We start from the raw sequence: 14,573 nt of genomic DNA on the forward strand, positions 1-14,573 counted from the left end.
GGGAGGTGCCCCCACCGCATGGACTCCCTCCTCCGCACCGCCGATGCACGCCCTCCAGCGACGCCCACTGGTCCGACGTGATCCGAAAGAGAGGGCCTAGTCCGCGCGGTCCTGCGGGCGCTCCAGCTCCTGCGGGCGCTCCAGGTCCTGCGGGCGCTCCAGGTCCGGCGAGGCCTGCGGGGCCCGGACCGGCCCGGCGGCCGGACCGCCGTCGGGCCGGTCGAGCAGCACCTCGTCGATCCGCTCGGTCGGCAGCCGGTCGCCGATGCTGGCCGTGGCGGCGATCATCAGCTCGCCGGCCAGCTCGATCTCGTCGAGGGCCGCGTCGTCGTGGCCGCCGCTGCGACCGCCCGTGGACGCCATCACCTGCACCACCCCTTCAGCGCCTCGCCAGCCCGGGCGGCAGCCACCCGACGTCCAGCCTAGGCACTTCGGAGCCCGTCCACATGGCACGGACGGGCCATCTCGGCGCCGCCGAAACGGGTGGGCCCGGGGGCTTCGGGGCCCACCCGGAGCGGCGGCCTCCCTCGCGCCCGCGCCCGCGGCGCCCGCGCAGGCCCCCTCGGCGCGCTGCTTCGGCGCGCTACTTCGGGCTCTCGCCGGGCTTCATCGCGAAGATGTCCGCGGCCGGCGGCTCGGCCGCCTCCACCGGTGCGCCGAAGTCGCTCAGCGTGGTGGTCGAGACCACCTTCACCTGGTCCTTCGCCTCCTTGGAGCCGGCCACCCCGGCGAAGGTGAAGACCTCGACCACCTTGTGCAGCCGGCCCTGGTCGTCCAGCCAGACGTCGTAGGGGACCTCCTTCACCGTGAAGGTCTGCGCCCCCATCCGCAGGCCGTCGCCGCCGCGCCCGCCGGTGGCGTCGGCCGCCTTGGCGAGGTCCAGGGTGCCGCGGTAGTGCTTCAGCGCCACCCCGCCGACCGTCTCGGGGCCGACCAGCTCGGCCTTCTGGGCGCCGCGCAGCGCGCCCGCCGCGGAGGACGGGTCGGTGGCGCCGCCACTGACCAGGTTGCCGTCCGGCAGCTGACGGACGTCCAGCTTGACCCACTTGCCCTCCGGCACCTTGGCGCCGCTGTTCTGCAGGTAGACCGTGCCGGGCAGGAGCACCTCGACGATCTTGCCGGTGGTCGCGGCGCCCGGTGGCACCTGCACCTCCAGCCGGCCGATCCGCTTCACGTAGTCGTAGCCGCCGGTGCCGGTGAAGACGGCCTTCTTCTCCGCGGACTCGGTCACCAGTTCGGTGGCGGCGCGCGCGGAGCCCGACCGGCCGGTGATGTCGGCGGCGCCGCGGACCGCCGTCAGCGGGTCGGCGGAGAGCTGGTCGGGGGCGCCGCTCACCTGCTGCTCGGCCGCGGCGTCGCCCGCGCCGTCCACGGCGGCGTCCGGTGAACAGCCGGTCAGGGCGGCGGCCCCGGCCAGTACGGCGGCGAGCAGGGCGGCACCCGCCGCCGGACGAACCCGCCGCCCGGGGCGGCCGTCCGTCCGGCCGGTGCGCTGCTGGTCGGTCATCTTCATCCTCGCGACAACCCCCTCGGGCCCGACTGCCCCGCCGGCCACCGTCAGCGGGTGGGCAGAGCTCTTTCCGGGCAAACGAGTTGGGGGGCGAGGGGTTACGCGCGGTGCGGCGCGGTCCCGTGCGTCACACCCGTCGCGCGCGGGCGGTCCGGCGCGTTACGGTGAAGCACGTGCACAGTGAGCTGCCGGCGGTTCCCGGCACCCGGATGCCCGAGCACCGCGTCGCGATCAGCGAACGCGGTTCCTTCTGTTACGCGACCTGCACCTGCGGCTGGTACTCCCCGGCCCGGCGCTCGCGCGACCTCACCCGGCGCGAGGCGGACGACCACCTCGCCGCCGACGAGGCGGTGGACCCGGGGTAGGCCGCCGCCCGCGTCCGTGCCCGCGCGCGTGCTCACGCTCATGCGGCGAGGTCGGACTCCCGCGGCTGCTCCTCGGCGCGGACCGCCTTCCTGGCCCGCCCCCCGCGCCGGCCCCGCCCGTCCGGGCGGCCGCCGCCCCGCCCGGTGTCCCGTCCGGGGCCGCGCTCGGCGCGGATCAGCGGGGCCAGCGGCGTGCGGGCGAGCGCGTGGCAGAGCGGCACCAGCACCGCCATCGCGATCGGCGCCAGCAGCAGCACCACCGCGGTGGCGAGCGCGAAGCCGCCGATCACGTCGGTCGGGTAGTGGACGCCCATGTACATCCGGCAGAAGCCCTGGAGCAGGGCCAGCCCGCCGGCGATCCAGCCGAGCCGCCGGTTCACCAGGAACAGCGCCACCGCGATGCCCATCGACATCGTGGAGTGGTCGCTGACGAAGGAGTGGGTGCCGGCCTTGCCCTCGACCAGCACCTCCAGGCCGGCGTGGTCCACGAAGGGCCGCGGGCGGTCCACGATCGCCGAGATCGGCAGGTTGGCCAGCTCGGCGATGGCGACCGCCAGCGGCGCCCAGAGCAGCCCGGCGACCGCCACCGGGGCGTCCGGGCGCCGACGGGCCTGGAGCCAGCCGACCAGGCCCAGCAGGGCGAGGCCGATCAGGATGCCGTACTCGCCGATCCAGGAGACCAGGTGGTCCAACGCCGCCGGGGCGTGTCTGGCCAGGCCGTTGACCGCGTAGAGCAGGTCGAGGTCGGGGTTGGTCGTGTCGGCAAGCGGCGTCGACACGCCGCACCTCCTTCTGGGTCCGCTGCACCTGGTCGTCGCTGTGGTCGTCGCTCCGTGGCCCGCCCGCCGCCGTCCTGTCGGGGACGGTTGACGGGGAACCACCGGACACAACGTCATCAGTGGTGTACAGCGTTCCACGGAAACGCGCAGTTATGGAAACTTGACTCAGCGTCCACATCGCGCGCACACCCGGCGGGCGAACGGGGATCAGTTCTTTGCGGGGAGTTGACCTGAACCTGCCGTGCCGGCGCCTGCGGCGACGGCGGCGGGACGGCCGGCCGGGGCGGCCTGCGCCGCCGCCTGCGCCGCTGGGGCGGGCGCGTTCGGGGCCGGCGCGGCCGGCGGCTGGGCGGGGGCCGGGGTCGTCTGCGCCGGGTCGCCGGGGCGGCTCGGGGCGATCACCTGGCCGTCGTCCTCGTTGCGGGAGGGCAGGGCCTGGGCGCCGTCCGAGGTGACCCGGGTGGCGCCGATGTACTCCCGGGTGTCGATCTTGTCGTACCGGATCACCGCGCCGGTGTGCGGCGCGTCGATCATGTACCCGCCGCCCACGTAGATGCCGACGTGGTGGATGCTCCGCGGATCGGTCAGGTCGGTCGCCCAGAACACCAGGTCCCCCGGACGCAACTGGTCGCGCGACGGGTGCGGCCCGGCGTACCACTGGTCGTTGGCGACCCGGGGCAGGATGATGCCCACGCTCTCGAACGCCGCCTTGGTGAGCCCGGAGCAGTCGAACCGCCCGTTCTGCCAGGCCTTCCCGTCACCGCCCCACAGGTACGGGGTGCCGAGCTTGGTCTGGGCGAAGTAGATCGCGCCCGCCGACTGCGCCGAGACCTCCACCGGGGCGGCCGGGTCGGCCGGGGCGGCGAAGCTGCGGGCCGTCGCCAGGATGTTCCGCACGTACCCCTGGGTCTCCCGGTACGGCGGCACCCCCTGGTACTTCGCCACCGCGCCCGGCCCGGCGTTGTAGGCGGCCAGCATGTTGGACTGGCGGTCGCCCGGGACCTTGGCCACGTCCCTGGCGAGCGCGCAGTCGAAGGTCGCCGCCGAGGCGATGGCGTCCATCGGGTCCCAGGGGTCCCGCCGGCCGTCGTTGTTGCCGTCGGTGCCGTACGACGCCCAGGTGCCCGGCATGAACTGCGCCAGCCCCTCCGCCCCGACACCGGAACGGGCCCGCGGGTTGAAACCGCTTTCCTGGTACAACTGCGCCGCGAGCAACGGGGGGGAGAGGTCGGGGCAGAGCCGCCCCCACTGCTCGATCGGCCCTTGGTACGCGGCCGGAACGGTTCCCGGGGAGAGCCCCGCGGCATTCCCCTGCTGCTGGGGCGTCCCGCTCGCCGCGTACGTCCCGACCGTCACCAGGCCGACGAAGCCGGCGAGCACAACTCCCGCGACAGCGGCGGCAGTACCGCCTTTCCGGAGTACCATCAGCACCATCCCGACGAATCGTCAGTCGAAGTGTCCCGGAAGGCGTTGCTCACCGCAATCATCAGAGATACAAAGAGTGAGCGCTATCCTTCGTACGGTGGACATCCTCGCGTACGTGTCCGATGCCTCACGACCAATCCGCGAGAAGTAGCCAAGTCGACATCAGATCTGGCCAAGAATAGGTACCGACCCTTCGCGCGGGTGGGGTCTGGGCCCTTGAATTTGCCTGATCGGGCGGTGAGATGGAAATGAACCAGAGCAGCGTGCACAGCATCGCGATCGGCCACCTGGCCGAGGACCCACCAAAGAAGCCGAATATCGACACCATCATCGGCGGGATCGCCCCGGACTGGGGCCCGTTCGCGAGCCTCGGGTCGGAGGCCCGGGTGATGGTCCAGGTCGTCATGGCCGTGGCCATCCTGGCCTGCCTGGGCATCGCCATCTGGGGTGCGGCCAAGCAGCGGATCGGCGCCACCGCGATGCGCGACAGCTTCGGCGCCGAGCAGGGCAAGGGGCTGATCATCGCCGGGCTGACCGGCGTGTTCATCATCGGATCACTCGGCACTCTGTTCACCATTGTGTACGGCATGGCGATCTGACGATCAGGCAGATCGGACAGTCGGGGCGGAACCGGCGAATGCGGTGAACCCGGCGAACCGGGTGGATCCGGTGAATCCGGCGGTTCGGGTTCTCCGGGGTCCCCGGGCTCCCCGGGTCACCGCGGCGAGGTGGCGGACGGCGCGCCGCACGTGCCCACCGGCCTGTCCGATCGTCTGACCGTCCGACCAGCCTGTCCGGGCACCCGTGAATGCCCGGAGTCCCGCCGGGAATCCATCCACCACCCCTTCCCTCCGCGCCCGCCCACGGCCGGAGGGGCCCCCGGAGCCGCCAGCCGGCTCCCCGCACCAGGAGGGCCGCCGTGCCGTTGTCCGACGACCAGCCGCACACCCGTACGCGGCTGCCGGTCGGCGAACAGCCCTTCTCCCAGCCGGGCACCCGTCAGGCGCGGCCGCTGCGGACCCTGTTGACCGTCGTGCTGGTCGTCGCGCTGCTCGTACTGGCGATCTCCATCGCCAACCGGGGCAAGCCCGACCCCGGCAGCGGCACCGCCGGCCGCCCCGCCGACCGGGCCGCCGCCACCCCCGCCTCCGGCGCGGGCCCCGCCCCCAGCGGCGAACAGCCCGTCACCACCACCGTCAACGGCATCGCCTCCGGCTTCCCGCACACCGACCAGGGCGCCCAGTCCGCCGCCGCCAACTACGCGGTCGCCATCGGCTCCACCGACATGTTCCGCACCGACACCCGCCACACCATCGTCACCACCATCGCCGACCCGGCCGCCGCCCCGACCCTCCAGTCCCGCCTGGACCAGGGGTTCGGCGGCGACACCGTGACCCGCTACGGCCTGGACGCCCAGGGCCGCGCGCCCAAGGGCCTCACCTTCGTCAGCCGCACCGTCCCGGTCGGCACCAAGCCGGTCGGCTACACCGAGGCGGAGACCAAGGTCGAGGTCTGGTGCACCGGTCTGACCGGTCTCGCGGGCGAGCGCTCCCTGCAGCCCGTGGTGGCGAGCTGGTTCACGCTCACGCTCTCCCTCCGTTGGACGGGCGGCGACTGGAAGCTCACGGACTACACGAGCCGGCAGGGGCCCGCCCCCATGCCGGGTGATGAACAGGCCGCCACCGCCGAGGAGATCACCGGCGCCGTCCAGCAGTTCGGGGGTTTCCGCTATGCCCGTTGAGACGACCGTCACCCCGCCGGAGTCCCGCCGCGGCGCCCGTCGGCCCGCCGCCTCCGGCGGCGCCGCGCGGCCCGCCGTCCGCCGCGCGGGGACGCTGGCGGGTGCGCTGGCGACCCTTCAGCTGGGCGCCCTGCTGGCGGCCCAGCGGGTCTTCGCCGAGCCCTCTCCGACGGCTTCCCCGAGTGGAACGCCGAGCGGCAATCCGACCGCAACCCCCAATGCGAACTGCCCGGATCTCCCGATCTCCGGGAACGGCATCCTCTGCGTGGACAGGCCCGGCGGCGGGGCGTCGTTGCCCGGGAGCGGGACCGTGGGGACGGTGACGGATCCGTTGGGGTCGTTGGCGAAGGGGTGTGCGCAGGCGGCGGCGTGGGTGGTGCGGAAGTTGTCGGGGGCGATCGACGGGACGACGGAGGTGGACTTCACCAATGCGTCGTTCCTGCAGCAGTACGCGGTGGTGTTCGCCGCGTCGACGATCATCACGTTGGTGCTGTGGCTGCTCGCGGTGACCAAGCGGGCCGTGCGCGGGGCGCCGTTGGCGACGGCGATCTCGGAGGCGATCGGGTTCCTGTGGCTGACGGTGATCGCGTCGGCGTTCACGCCGCTGGTCCTGTACACGGTGGTGAGCGCGACCGACGGGCTGACCAAGGCGATCGCGGTGGGGACGAAGTCGGACACCGGGACGTACCTGGGCGGGTTCGCGGACACCCTGGAGAAGGGTGACATGGGTGGAGGACCGCTGATCCTGATCATCACCTCGCTGGTGGCCGTGCTGGCGGCGGCGGTGCTCTGGATCGAGCTGCTGATCCGGGCGGCGATGCTGTACGTGGGCGCGCTGCTGGGGACGGCGGTGTACGCGGGGCTGGTGGACAAGCAGTTGTGGAAGCACGTGCGCCGCTGGGCGGGGGTGATGGTGGCGGTGGACCTGGCGAAGCCGATCATCGTGGTCATCCTCGGGCTGGCCGGTGCGGTGTCGGCCGGGGCGGGGGCGAGCGACGACTTCGCCCGGGTGCTGTCCGGGCTGGCGATCCTCTTCCTGTCGATCTTCGCGAGCGCCGCCGTGTACCGGTTCGTGCCGGGCTTCGGCGACGAGATCATGAGCATGCGCAGTGCCCGGGCGAGCGCGGTGTCGGCCGGATCGGCGATGATCAACGGGACCGCGAACTTCATGCGGCAGGGCATCAGCACGCACGGCGACCGCGGCCCGCAGCCGGGCGGCGGCGGGGGCGGCTCGGGCTCGGGGGGCGGCTCGGTCGCCCCGGGCATCGCCGCCCACGCGGCGCGCACGCCCGCGCCGCCGCCGCAGGCCGGGCCGCCGGCCCAGTCCGCGGCTCCGATGCGCGACAGCAATCCAGCGAAGGGAGGGTGACGGGTAAGTGAGCAGCGAACCGCTCGGCCAGTACGGTGCCCAGTACGCCCAGCCGTATGTGCACCAGCGCCGTACCTACCTGATCGGCAAGGCCCGCCCGAACGCGCCGATCGGCCGGAACCGGGAGTCCGGCGAGATCGTGCTGATCATCTTCGGGGCCTTCCTCGGCATGGTCTGGGGCCTGATGATGCCGGTCCTGCCGTTGCGCCTCGGCGGCCTGGTGGGCCTGCCCGCGATGGCGATCGCGGCGGTGTACGTGCCGTACCGGCGCCGGACGTTCTACAAGTGGGTGGAGATCAACCGCACCTACCGGCGGACGGTCCGCAGCGGCCGGGCGGTGTGGAAGTCGGACGCGATGGACGCCGGGACGCGGCTGGACGGCCGCGAGGTGGAGATCGGGCCGCCGCCCGGGGTGGGGCGGCTGCGCTGGCTGTCGGCGCCGTTCGGGCCGGACGAGGTCGGGGTGCTGATGCACCTGGAGCGGCGCACGGTGACGGCGGCGATCGAGATCGAGGGTCCGGGCGTCGGGCTGCGCGATTCGGAGGACCAGGAGGCGCTGGTCGACCGGTTCGGGACGCTGCTGAAGCACGTCGCGAACGGGGACGGCTTCGTGACCCGGCTGCAGATCCTGGCCCGCACGCTGCCGGCCGATCCGGACGCGCACGCCAAGGACGTGGAGCGGCGCGGGGACCCGGACGCGCCGCGCTGGCTGCAGGAGTCGTACGACCAGTTGCAGTCGATGGTGTCGACCTCCTCGGAGCAGCACCGCGCGTACCTGGTGGCGTGCATGCACTACACCCGGGACCTCGCGGCCGAGGCGCACGCGATGGGCCGTACCGCGACCGGGCGGCGGGCCCGGGACGACGAGGGGCTGGCCGCGGTGATGGCCCGCGAGCTGACCGACATCTGCGCGCGGCTGGCGGAGGCGGACATCCGGGTGCGGCAGCCGCTGGGCCAGGCCCGGCTCTCCTCGCTGCTGCACTCGATGTACGACCCGGACCACCCGATCGACCACATCCAGGCGATGTCGAAGCGCAACGCCTGGCCGGCCGAGCTGGACGCCACCCACCCGCAGTACCTGAAGGCGAAGACCCGCGAGTCGGCGACCCGGGAGCCGTGGTGCCACGCCACCGCGTGGGTCAAGGAGTGGCCGTTGACGCCGGTCGGCGTCAACTTCCTGGCGCCGCTGCTGGTGCACACCCCGGACGTGATCCGGACGGTGGCGGTGACGATGGACCTGGAGCCCACCGACGTCGCCATCGAGCGGATGCTCACCGAGAAGACCAACGACGAGGCGGAGGCCAGCCGCGCCGCCAAGATGAACCGCACCGTCGACCCGCGCGACCTGGCCCACAGCGGCCGGGTGGACCAGCGCGGTGACGACCTGGCGTCCGGCGCGGCCGGCGTCAACCTGGTCGGCTACATCACGGTCTCCTCGCGCAATCCCGACGCGCTGGCCAGGGACAAGCGGACGATCCGGGCCTCGGCGGGCAAGAGCTACCTGAAACTGGAGTGGTGCGACCGCGAGCACCACCGCGCGTTCGTCAACACCCTGCCGTTCGCCACCGGTATCCGCCGCTGAGCGGACACCGGCCGAGCGACTGATCTGGAGGCCCCCGTATGGCGATCGGCAACCTCACCGACGCGTTCACCAGCCTGATGTACGGGAAGGTGGAGACCACCCGGCTGCCGGTGCGCACGTCCACCGGGCAGGCGCAGGCGGTGTACCTGCCGACCGCCGCGCCGGGTCTGGGCGACTCCGGGGTGATCATCGGGCGGGAGGTGTACAGCGGGAAGGGGTACGTCTACGACCCGTTCCAGCTGTACGGCCAGCAGCTGCCGGCCCCGCACTGGCTGGTGCTGGGGGAGTCCGGCAACGGCAAGTCGGCGCTGGAGAAGACGTACGTGCTGCGCCAGCTGCGGTTCCGGGACCGCCAGGTGGTGGTGCTGGACGCCCAGGGCGAGGACGGGGTCGGCGAGTGGAACCTGATCGCCAACGCGCTGGGCATAAAGTCGATCCGGCTGGACCCGATGGCCGCCCGGGACGGCGGGGTGAAGCTCAACCCGCTGGACCCGGCGATCACCCAGACCGGGCAGCTGTCGCTGCTGCGCACCATCGTCGAGGTGGCGATGGGGCGCGGGCTGGAGGAGCGGGCCGGCTTCGCGCTGAAGGCCGCGCACGCACACGTGGTGGCGACGGTCCACGGCCGCCAGCCGGTGCTGGACGACATCATCGACACCCTGCGCAACCCCGACCTGTCGTCGGTGGAGTCGCTGGGCGTGGCGGTGGACGAGGTGCAGTCCTGGGGCCTGGACGTCGCGCTGGTGCTGGACCGGCTGGTCGACGGTGACCTGCGGGGCATGTTCGACGGGTCGACCACCGACGGCATCGACCTGGACGCGCCGCTGATCGTCTTCGACCTGTCGCACATCGACCGCAACTCGATCGCGATGCCGATCCTGATGGCGATCGTCGGGGTCTGGCTGGAGCACACCTGGATCAGGCCGGACCGCAAGAAGCGGATCTTCCTGGTCGAGGAGGCCTGGCACATCATCAACAGCCCGTTCGTGGCGCAGCTGTTCCAGCGGCTGCTGAAGTTCGGCCGCCGGCTGGGCCTGTCCTTCGTCGCCGTGGTGCACCACCTGTCGGACGTGGTGGACGGGGCGGCGGCCAAGGAGGCGTCGGCGATCCTCAAGATGGCCTCCACCCGGACCATCTACATGCAGAAGGCCGAGGAGGCGAGAGCCACCGGACGGGTGCTCGGCCTGCCGCGCTGGGCGGTGGAGATCATCCCCACGCTTTCGCCGGGCATCGCGGTCTGGGACGTCAACGGCAACGTCCAGGTGGTGAAGCACATCATCACCGAGGCGGAGCGTCCGCTGGTCTACACCGACCGCGCGATGACCGAGGACGCGGTGGCCGAACGGGTGCGCGCCGAGCGGCAGTTGGCGGCCGAGCCGGGGGTCTGAGGCCGGGCCGCCGGGCTGACCCCGGGCGGGCCCGGCGGCGGCGCCGCCGGGGTGGGGCCGGTGCGGAAAGTCCGACGACGATTCGTCAGTAGGTAACCCTGTCGTTACGTCCGGGGGCCTGACAGCTACGCGCGTTGACCCTAGGCTGCACTCGCGCAACGACACTCGTCTCGCGCGCCCGGGCCTGTCCACAGGTGGGCGCTCTCACAGGTGCAGGGGACCCCCTACATGCTCTCCGTCAGAACCCGACGGTCGGCGCTGGCCGTCGTCGCCGCGGCCGGCCTGGTCGGCACGGTGGCCGTGCCGTCCGCGGCCCAGGCCGCGACCGCCAAGAAGCCCAAGACCGTCAACCTCCAGTTGCTGGCCATCAACGACCTGCACGGCAACCTGGAGCCCCCGGCCGGCTCGTCCGGCACCATCCGGGAGATCGACCCGGCCACCGGCCAGCCGGTCAGCACCCCGGCCGGCGGCATCGAGTACCTCGCCACCGCGCTGCGCCAGGCCCGCATCCCCGCCGACGACTCGATCACCGTCGCCGCCGGCGACCTGGTCGGCGCCTCGCCGCTGACCTCGGCGCTCTTCCACGACGAGCCCACCATCGAGGCGCTGGACAAGCTGGGCCTGGACGTCAGTTCGGTCGGCAACCACGAGTTCGACGAGGGCTCGGCCGAACTGCTGCGCCTCCAGAACGGCGGCTGCCACCCGACCGACGGCTGCTACGAGGAGGGGCGCACCTTCAAGGGTGCCAACTTCAACTACCTGTCGGCCAACGTGACCAGCGAGAAGACCGGCAAGCCGGTGCTGGCCCCGTACTGGGTGACCAAGTCCCAGGGCGTCAAGGTCGGCTTCATCGGCGTCACCCTGGAGGGCACGCCGAACATCGTCACCGCCGAGGGCGTCAAGGGCCTCAAGTTCGCGGGCGAGGTCGCCACGATCAACAAGTACGCCGCCGAGCTGAAGGCCAAGGGCGTCAACTCGATCGTCGCGCTGATCCACGAGGGCGGCCTGCCGGCCAGCAGCACCTACAACTACGACTGCGGCGCGGCCGGGCAGGGCATCTCCGGCCCGATCGTCGACATCGCCAAGAACGTCGACCCGGCCGTCGGCGCCATCGTCACCGGCCACACCCACAACGCGTACGCCTGCACCATCCCGGACCCCCAGGGCGTGCCGCGCTCGGTCACCAGCGCGGCCTCCTTCGGCCGGCTGTACACCGAGATCAACCTGAAGCTCGACAGGACCAGCGGCTCCATCGTGCGCCCGTCGGTCAAGGCCGAGAACCACATCGTGCGCCGGACGGCCGAGAAGGCCCCGGACATGACGCAGCTGATCGACCGCTACTCGAAGCTGGCCGCCCCGATCGCCAACCGTCCGATCGGCTACATCGCCTCGGACATCAACGGCCGCGGCAACAGCGACCCCGAGAAGCCGCTCGGCGACGTCATCGCCGACGCCCAGCAGACGGGCCTGGCGCCCGCCGACAAGGGCGGCGCGCAGGTCGCCTTCATGAACCCCGGCGGCATCCGCTCGGACCTCGTCCACAAGGCGAGCGGCGCCGAGGGCGACGGCGTGGTGACCTACGGCGAGGCGTTCGCCGTCCAGCCGTTCACCAACATGATGCAGGTCAAGACGCTGACCGGCGCCCAGCTGGTCCAGCTGCTCCAGCAGCAGGTCAGCGGCTCCAACGAGGCCTCGCCGAAGATCCTCCAGCCGTCCAAGGGCCTCAGCTACACCCTGGACATGCGCAACAAGGGCGCGGACCGGGTCGTCGTCGACTCGATCCGTCTCAACGGCGCGCCGATCGACCCGGCCGCCAAGTACCGGGTCGCGGCCAATGAGTTCCTGGCCGGCGGCGGCGACGGCTTCCCGGCCTTCGCGGCCGGCACCGACAAGCTCGTCGGCGCCTCCGACCTGGACGTCTTTGCCGCCTACCTCGGTGCCAACAGCTCGGCCTCCGCGCCGCTGAAGGCCCCGGCGCAGGACCGGATCAAGGTGATCGCGGCGGGTGCCACCACCGGCTGAGCCGGCGGCGGACCGGCCGTGAGCCGGTAGGGGGGGCGGGGCGCTTTCGGGGCGCCCCGCCCTTCTTCCGTGTCCCGGGGCTACTGGCTAGGCGGGGGTGGGGCCGCCGGGCAGGCGGACGGTGGCGAGGGCGCCCGGGCCGCCGTCCTGGGCCGGGCCGAGCGACACCTCGCCGCCGGCCTCCCGGACGCTCTGCGCGACGATCGACAGCCCCAGCCCCGAGCCCGGGAGTTGGCGGGAGGAGGGGGAGCGCCAGAAGCGGTCGAAGACGTAGGGGAGCTCCTCCGCGGGGATGCCCGGACCGTGGTCGCGGACGGTCAGCACACCGCCGTCGAGCCGGACCGCGATGGTGCCGCCGGGCGGGCTGTACTTCACCGCGTTGTCCAGCAGGTTGATCACCGCGCGCTCCAGGGAAGCGGCGTCGGCGTGCACGTACCAGGGCGCGACGGCGGTCTCGAAGACCAGCCCCGGGCCGCGCAACTTAGCCCGCTCCACGGCCCGTTCGGCGATCTCGTGCAGGGCCACCACGGCGAGCGTGCGGACCGGCTTGGGGGAGTCCGGGCGGGAGAGCTGGAGCAGGTCGCCGATCAGGACGGTGAGCTCCTGCATCTGGGCCTTCATGTTGCCGAGCAGCTTGGTGCGGGTGGCGGGCGGGAGCGGGCGGCCGGTGTCGTCGCTGCGGATCAGCAGGTCGACATTGGTGCGGAGCGAGGTGAGCGGGGTGCGGAGCTCGTGTCCGGCGTCGGCGATCAGCCGGGTCTGCCGCTCGCGGGAGTTGGCGAGCGCGGTGCTCATGGAGTTGAAGGAGGTGGAGAGCCGGGCGATCTCGTCCTCGCCCTGGACGGGGATGGTGGTGCCGACCTCCTCGGTGCGGGCGATGTGCTCGACGGCGTCGGTGAGCTGGTCGACGGGCTTGAGCGCCGACCGGGCGACCAGCCGCCCGGCGACGGCGGCGAGGGCGATGCCGCCGAGGGCGACCCCGCCGAGGACCAAGGCGAGTTGGCGCAGGGATTCGTCGACGGCCTTGGTCGGGCTGGCGATCATCACCAGGACCGGCGGGTGGCCGGGTCCGCGGTTCGCGAAGATCCGGACCATCGCGGGGTCCCCGTTGGTGTAGCGGCCGTTGCGAATGATCGATTCATTGGGGCGTAGATCGAGGGCGCCGGTGTCGCCTGGCTGGATCACGATCGCCTTGGACGATCCTCTCGGCAGGGAGACGCACTTCAGGTCGGTCCAGAAGAACTGAGTGTCACGGGCCGCCGGGCCGCCGGGAAGGTCCGGCAGCGTACCGGCCTTCTGGGCGGACAGGAGCTGTTCCAGCGCGGCCTCGGGCGTGCGGGGACAGGAGAGGTCGAGATCGAGCTTCGGTGGACCCTGGGCGTCGAGCAGGTCGTTCCTGACCTGGCCGTAGAGCTGCTTCTCCACGATGAACCAGCAGGCCAGCGCCGAGAGCGCGATCGCCACCGCCACCGCCGCCGCCGTGAGGAAGGTGAGGCGGGTGCGCAGGGAGCGGGCGCGGTACCAGGTGGTGAGGCGGATCCGGAGCGGGATGCGCGGCGGGGTGAGCGGGGGCGGCGGGACGGTGTGGCTCACGCGGGTGAACCGGCGGCGGGGCGGAGCGCGTAGCCGACTCCGCGGACGGTCTGGATGAGCCGGGGCAGCCCGCCCTGCTCGGTCTTGCGGCGCAGGTACATCACGTACACGTCCAGCGAGTTGGAAGAGGGCTCGAAGTCGAAGCCCCAGACCGCCTTGAGGATCTGTTCGCGGGTGAGCACCTGGCGGGGGTGGGCGAGGAACATCTCCAGCAGCATGAACTCGGTGCGGGTCAGTTCGACGGTCCGGCCGGCCCGGGTGACCTCGCGGGTGGCGGTGTTCATCCGCAGGTCGGCGAAGGAGAGGACGTCGCTCTCCTCCTCGACGGCTGCCGCCCGGGCGGCGGCCTCGGTGGCGAGGGCGTTGCGCCGCAGCAGGGCGCGCACCCGGGCGAGCAACTCGTCGAGTTCGAAGGGCTTGGCGAGGTAGTCGTCGGCGCCGACGTCCAGGCCGGTGACCCGGTCGCCGACGGCGTCCCGGGCGGTGAGCATCAGCACCGGGACGGTGTCGCCGCGCGAGCGCATCCGGCGGACGGCGGTGAGGCCGTCCATGCGGGGCATCATGATGTCGAGCAGGACGAGGTCGGGCCGCTCGCGTTCGACGGATTCGAGGGCCTCGTAGCCGTCGGTGGCGGTGGCGACCTCGTAGCCCTCGAAGGCGAGGCTGCTCTCCAGGGCGTCCCGGAGCGCGGGTTCGTCGTCGACCACGAGGAGCCGGGCGGAGGCGTGCTGCCCGGGCTCGGCGGGGGTGCGGTCGTCGGCGGACGGGGTCATCGGTGGTTGCCTTTCTGGTGGCGGGA

12 protein-coding genes and 1 pseudogene are annotated in these 14,573 nt (G+C 72.6%); 7 read left to right on the top strand and 6 right to left on the bottom strand.

Features of this window, described 5'->3' with window-relative positions; translation table 11 throughout:
* Positions 1-96: 96 nt before the first annotated feature.
* On the bottom strand, positions 97-366 hold the full coding sequence (locus ACFU74_RS04445; RefSeq protein WP_380751571.1) for a hypothetical protein: 270 nt from the start codon (positions 364-366) through the stop codon (positions 97-99).
* Between the two features lie 217 nt (positions 367-583).
* Positions 584-1,507 (bottom strand): hypothetical protein, encoded by a 924-nt coding sequence (locus ACFU74_RS04450; protein ID WP_380751574.1) that lies wholly within the window; start codon positions 1,505-1,507, stop codon positions 584-586.
* 176 nt (positions 1,508-1,683) lie between these two features.
* Between ACFU74_RS04450 and ACFU74_RS04455 the strand changes: the two genes are divergently transcribed.
* Positions 1,684-1,875, top strand: a complete 192-nt coding sequence (locus tag ACFU74_RS04455) for a hypothetical protein (protein WP_380751576.1) — start codon at positions 1,684-1,686, stop codon at positions 1,873-1,875.
* Between the two features lie 38 nt (positions 1,876-1,913).
* Here the strand turns inward: ACFU74_RS04455 and ACFU74_RS04460 are convergent, their stop codons facing one another.
* Both ACFU74_RS04460 and ACFU74_RS04465 read right to left on the bottom strand, forming a co-directional pair.
* A complete protein-coding gene (locus tag ACFU74_RS04460) occupies positions 1,914-2,654 on the bottom strand; it encodes a phosphatase PAP2 family protein (RefSeq protein ID WP_380751578.1) in 741 nt (246 codons plus the stop codon).
* A gap of 417 nt (positions 2,655-3,071) precedes the next feature.
* Positions 3,072-4,079, bottom strand: a pseudogene (locus ACFU74_RS04465) (NlpC/P60 family protein); the annotation flags it as partial.
* Between the two features lie 248 nt (positions 4,080-4,327).
* Here ACFU74_RS04465 and ACFU74_RS04470 point away from each other — a divergent pair.
* The 6 genes from ACFU74_RS04470 (at position 4,328) to ACFU74_RS04495 (ending at position 12,181) form a co-directional block, all read left to right on the top strand.
* On the top strand, positions 4,328-4,678 hold the full coding sequence (locus ACFU74_RS04470; protein WP_380751581.1) for a hypothetical protein: 351 nt from the start codon (positions 4,328-4,330) through the stop codon (positions 4,676-4,678).
* A 320-nt stretch (positions 4,679-4,998) separates the two neighbouring features.
* A complete protein-coding gene (locus ACFU74_RS04475; RefSeq protein WP_380751584.1) occupies positions 4,999-5,820 on the top strand; it encodes a hypothetical protein in 822 nt (273 codons plus the stop codon).
* Positions 5,810-7,189, top strand: coding sequence for a hypothetical protein (locus ACFU74_RS04480; RefSeq protein ID WP_380751587.1), 1,380 nt, complete (start codon positions 5,810-5,812; stop codon positions 7,187-7,189). The genes ACFU74_RS04475 and ACFU74_RS04480 overlap by 11 nt, the downstream gene beginning before the upstream one ends.
* Before the next feature lie 7 nt (positions 7,190-7,196).
* Positions 7,197-8,771, top strand: a complete 1,575-nt coding sequence (locus tag ACFU74_RS04485; RefSeq protein ID WP_380751590.1) for an SCO6880 family protein — start codon at positions 7,197-7,199, stop codon at positions 8,769-8,771.
* A gap of 38 nt (positions 8,772-8,809) precedes the next feature.
* Positions 8,810-10,159: an ATP-binding protein gene (locus tag ACFU74_RS04490; protein WP_380751593.1), complete on the top strand. Its 1,350-nt coding sequence runs from the start codon at positions 8,810-8,812 to the stop codon at positions 10,157-10,159.
* A gap of 228 nt (positions 10,160-10,387) precedes the next feature.
* A complete protein-coding gene (locus ACFU74_RS04495) occupies positions 10,388-12,181 on the top strand; it encodes a bifunctional metallophosphatase/5'-nucleotidase (protein WP_380751596.1) in 1,794 nt (597 codons plus the stop codon).
* A gap of 87 nt (positions 12,182-12,268) precedes the next feature.
* Here ACFU74_RS04495 and ACFU74_RS04500 read toward each other — a convergent pair whose 3' ends face one another.
* Positions 12,269-13,774: a sensor histidine kinase gene (locus ACFU74_RS04500; protein ID WP_380751599.1), complete on the bottom strand. Its 1,506-nt coding sequence runs from the start codon at positions 13,772-13,774 to the stop codon at positions 12,269-12,271.
* Complete coding sequence (locus ACFU74_RS04505; RefSeq protein ID WP_380751602.1) at positions 13,771-14,547, bottom strand: response regulator transcription factor; 777 nt, start codon at positions 14,545-14,547, stop codon at positions 13,771-13,773. Before ACFU74_RS04505 ends, ACFU74_RS04500 begins: the two co-directional genes overlap by 4 nt.
* Positions 14,548-14,573 lie beyond the last annotated feature (26 nt).

The sequence above is a fragment of the Kitasatospora sp. NPDC057500 genome (assembly GCF_042802195.1).
Lineage (GTDB): Bacteria > Actinomycetota > Actinomycetes > Streptomycetales > Streptomycetaceae > Kitasatospora.

Bases quoted from the DNA above. Each gene is read 5' to 3' on its own strand.
- ACFU74_RS04450 (WP_380751574.1), bottom strand. From the start codon at position 1,507: ATGACCGACCAGCAGCGCACCGGCCGGACGGACGGCCGCCCCGGGCGG.
- ACFU74_RS04470 (WP_380751581.1), top strand. From the start codon at position 4,328: ATGAACCAGAGCAGCGTGCACAGCATCGCGATCGGCCACCTGGCCGAG.
- ACFU74_RS04480 (WP_380751587.1), top strand. From the start codon at position 5,810: ATGCCCGTTGAGACGACCGTCACCCCGCCGGAGTCCCGCCGCGGCGCC.
- ACFU74_RS04490 (WP_380751593.1), top strand. From the start codon at position 8,810: ATGGCGATCGGCAACCTCACCGACGCGTTCACCAGCCTGATGTACGGG.
- ACFU74_RS04495 (WP_380751596.1), top strand. From the start codon at position 10,388: ATGCTCTCCGTCAGAACCCGACGGTCGGCGCTGGCCGTCGTCGCCGCG.
- ACFU74_RS04505 (WP_380751602.1), bottom strand. From the start codon at position 14,547: ATGACCCCGTCCGCCGACGACCGCACCCCCGCCGAGCCCGGGCAGCAC.